Genomic DNA, 3703 nt, shown 5'->3' with positions numbered 1-3703 from the left:
CCCCCGGCAGCACCGCGCTGCCAACCGCCGCCCCCGCCAGCGCACCGCCGGTCATCGACACCTCGGGCTCGGCCACGCTGCCGCCGATCTTCAGCGGCACGCCGACCACGCCATCGACCAGGTCCACCGCCATCTCGCCCGACATCTGCCGGTTGAAGAGGCGCAGGTTGCCGCTCGCGGTGAGCACGCCCGAGCGCGCCTTGAGGTTCGTGTAGCGCATCACGATGCCGTCTTCGGCGCCCTGGGTGTCGAGCGTGCCGGTGAGTTCGTCCAGCGCCGTGGTGCCGCCGCGGCTGATGCCGGCGGTGGTCACGGCCTTGGCCAGGTCGAGCCGGGTCAGCGTGGCGGGTTGCACCGAGAAGGTGGTGCGGGTGTGCAGGCCGCGGATCAGCGCGCCCACCTCGCGGGCCTCGGCCACCAGCGAGGTGTGGCCCGAGACCTTGCCCGCCACCGCCGAGCGGCGCCCGAAGGCCTGCACCAGCGCCTCGATGTCGACCTGCCGCGGATCGAGCTCGGCCGACACGCGCAAGCCCCGCCCTTCAGGCAGCACCTCGAGCCGCGATTCACCGTTCCACGTGCCGCCGCCGGCGTCGATGCGGGTGCGCCAGCGGTCTTCCGTGCCCTCGCGGTCCAGCCGCAGGCGCACGGGCGATGCGGCGCCGGCGCGCTCCAGACGCAGCTCGCGCGGGCGCCAGTTGTCGTCGAAGGTCACCTCGCCGTCGTAGGCCAGCGCGATGTCGCGGCGGTCGATCCAGACCACGTCGCGCCAGCGCACGCGCTCCACCGGCACGGGCGCCAGGGTCCAGGGCGCAGGCAGCGGCACGATGCGCTCGCTTTCCTGCGGCTCGGGGCCTTTGTCCCGGAAGGCACGCACCGAGGCGCGCGGCAACACCAGGCTCTCGAGCGCGATCTCGTCGATGGCCACCTCGCGGCGCAGCAGCAGCGGCCACAGGTGCAGCCGCACGCTCACGCGGCGCAGGGTGATGGGCTGGGGCTGGTCGGTCGCCAGCTCGGACAGCGCCAGCACGGGCACCGGCCACAGCGACCAGTGGGCGCCGCCCACCGTCAGCTCGACGCCGTAGCGCTGCGAGAAGCCGGCGGCGATGCGGGCCGCCACCTCCTCGTCGTCGGGCAGGCGCGCGGCCACCACGAGCGCCAGCGCGCCGATGCCCAGCAGCAGCACCGCCACCGAGCCCAGGAGCCACCGCCGCACCGAAGGGAAGGTCATCGACCCAAGGTAGCACGCAAAGGCGACTGCGGTTGTCAGCCGTCGTCGCTATAGTGCCCTCGGTGCCCTCGCACCCCCTGTATCGGAGACCCCTGCATGCGTATCTGGAAGAAAGAGATCTCGGTCGAATCGCTGACCGCCAACCACGTGGGCACGGCCGTGGCCACCCTGGGCATCGAATTCCTGGAGGTGGGCGACGACTTCATCCGCGCCCGCGTGCCGGTGGACGAGCGCACCCGCCAGCCCTACGGCATCCTGCACGGCGGCGTGTCGGTGGTGCTGGCCGAAACGCTGGGCTCCTGCGGCGCGCACTACTCGGCCCCCGAGGGCGACCGCGCCGTGGGCCTGGACATCAACGCCAACCACATCCGCTCGGCCACCAGCGGCTGGGTCATCGGCACGGCGCGGCCGGTGCACCGCGGGCGCACCACGCAGGTCTGGCAGATCGACCTGACGAACGAGGCGGGCGAGCTGACCTGCGTCTCGCGCATCACCATGGCGGTGCTGCAGCCGCGCTGAGCGCGGGCGCGCCCCCGGGGGCGCTTCTTCTTTTTTTCCTCTCCCGCTGGTACGCCTCTTGCGGGTGGCACCCGTGTTCAGCACGGGGTGGATCGACCACAATCTCGCCCCAGGGAGCGCGTCGACCCCCCAACACACACCAACCGAGGAGAAGAAAACACATGTTCAACTGGACTGAAAAGCCGGTGTCCACACTGGCCAACGGCGCGGTCATCGCGCCCGACGAGCGGCTGCCCTGGCTGCAGACCGGCGCGATGGGCATCCAGCACGTGATCGCCATGTTCGGCGCCACGGTGCTGGCGCCGATCCTGATGGGCTTCAACCCCAACATCGCGATCCTGATGAGCGGCATCGGCACGCTCATCTTCTATCTCGTGACGGGCGGCAAGGTGCCCAGTTACCTGGGCTCGAGCTTCGCCTTCATCGGCGTGGTGATCGCGGCCAGCGGCTACGCCGGCAAGGGGGCCAACGCCAACATCGCGGTGGCCCTGGGCGGCATCGTGGCCTGCGGGGTGGTCTACATCCTGATCGGGGCCATCGTGCAGGCCGTGGGCACGGGCTGGATCGAGCGCTTCATGCCGCCCGTGGTCACGGGTGCCGTGGTGGCGGTGATCGGGCTGAACCTGGCGGGCATTCCCATCAAGAACATGGCGGCCAGCAACTTCGATTCGTGGATGCAGGCCGTGACCTTCCTGTGCGTGGGCCTGGTGGCGGTGTTCACACGCGGCATGGTGCAGCGCCTGCTGATCCTCATCGGCCTGATCCTCGCCACGCTGGTGTACGCCGCGCTCACCAACGGCATGGGCCTGGGCAAGCCGGTCGACCTGAGCGGCATCGCCAATGCGGCCTGGTTCGGCCTGCCGACCTTCACGGCGCCGGTGTTCACGGCCAACGCGATGCTGCTGATCGCGCCCGTGGCGATCATCCTGGTGGCGGAAAACCTCGGCCACCTGAAGGCCGTGACGGCCATGACCGGGCGCAACCTCGACCCGTACATGGGCCGCGCCTTCATCGGCGACGGCATCGCCACGGTGGTGAGCGGCGCCGCCGGCGGCACGGGCGTGACCACCTACGCCGAGAACATCGGCGTGATGGCGGCCACGCGCATCTACTCGACGGCGGTGTTCGTGGTGGCGGCCTTCATTGCGCTCATCCTGGGCTTCAGCCCCAAGTTCGGCGCACTGATCCAGGCCATTCCGCTGCCGGTGATGGGCGGCGTGAGCATCGTGGTGTTCGGCCTGATCGCCATTGCCGGCGCCAAGATCTGGGTCGACAACAAGGTCGATTTCTCGCAGAACAAGAACCTGATCGTGGCCGCCATCACGCTGATCATCGGCACCGGCGACTTCACGCTGAAGTTCGGTGACTTCGCGCTGGGCGGCATCGGAACCGCCACTTTCGGGGCGATCATCCTCTACGCCCTGCTGGGCCGTTCGCGCAACGCCTGAGCGCAGACAAAGTGAAACCTCGTGCAATAACTGTTGTGCGGGGTCAGTGAACGCGGCGCCGGTCACCGGGCTTTGGCCGGCGCCCGTTAGACTCCAACGCTTTTCGCACCGACGTTCACACACGTTTTCCAATGGCCGATGTTTCCGCCGCTCGTACCAAGGCGGTTTTCGAATTCAAGAGCGCCACACTGCCGCTGATCGCAGTGATCCTCAAGACAGCCGACCTCGACGTGCTGGCCGAGGCGCTCGACGCCCAGTTGGCGGATTCGCCCGACTTCTTCGAGCAGGAGCCGGTGGTGATCGACCTCTCGCTGCTGCAGGAACAGGCGGCCGAGGGCGGCACCGACGCCCCCGAAATCGACTTTGCCGCCCTGCGCAGCCTGCTGGCGCGCCACCAGACCCAGCCGATCGCCGTGCGCGGCGGCAGCCCCGAGCAGCATGCCGCGGCACGTGAAGCCGGCCTGTCGGTGGCCGCCATGCCCGCGGCCCCCGCGCCCCGCCCGCCGGC

The 3703-nt window shown here is 69.8% G+C and carries 4 protein-coding genes; 3 read left to right on the top strand and 1 reads right to left on the bottom strand.

What is annotated here, in order from left to right; genetic code table 11:
- On the bottom strand, positions 1-1228 hold a 1228-nt coding region (locus AC07XP_RS32030; protein WP_495266928.1), incomplete at its 3' end, for an AsmA family protein.
- Between the two features lie 96 nt (positions 1229-1324).
- Between AC07XP_RS32030 and AC07XP_RS32025 the strand changes: the two genes are divergently transcribed.
- The 3 genes from AC07XP_RS32025 to AC07XP_RS32015 all read left to right on the top strand — a co-directional run.
- On the top strand, positions 1325-1747 hold the full coding sequence (locus AC07XP_RS32025; protein ID WP_495266927.1) for a hotdog fold thioesterase: 423 nt from the start codon (positions 1325-1327) through the stop codon (positions 1745-1747).
- 161 nt (positions 1748-1908) lie between these two features.
- Entirely contained in the window at positions 1909-3195 is a 1287-nt protein-coding gene (locus tag AC07XP_RS32020; protein ID WP_070061419.1) for a solute carrier family 23 protein, read from the top strand.
- A gap of 131 nt (positions 3196-3326) precedes the next feature.
- Positions 3327-3703 (top strand): septum site-determining protein MinC (locus AC07XP_RS32015; RefSeq protein ID WP_495266926.1); only part of this gene is annotated, 377 nt, incomplete at its 3' end.

This window comes from Variovorax sp. GW531-E2, from assembly GCF_059423125.1.
The sequence above is the reverse complement of the archived record's forward strand: the minus strand, read 5'-3'. Positions and strand labels throughout refer to the sequence as shown.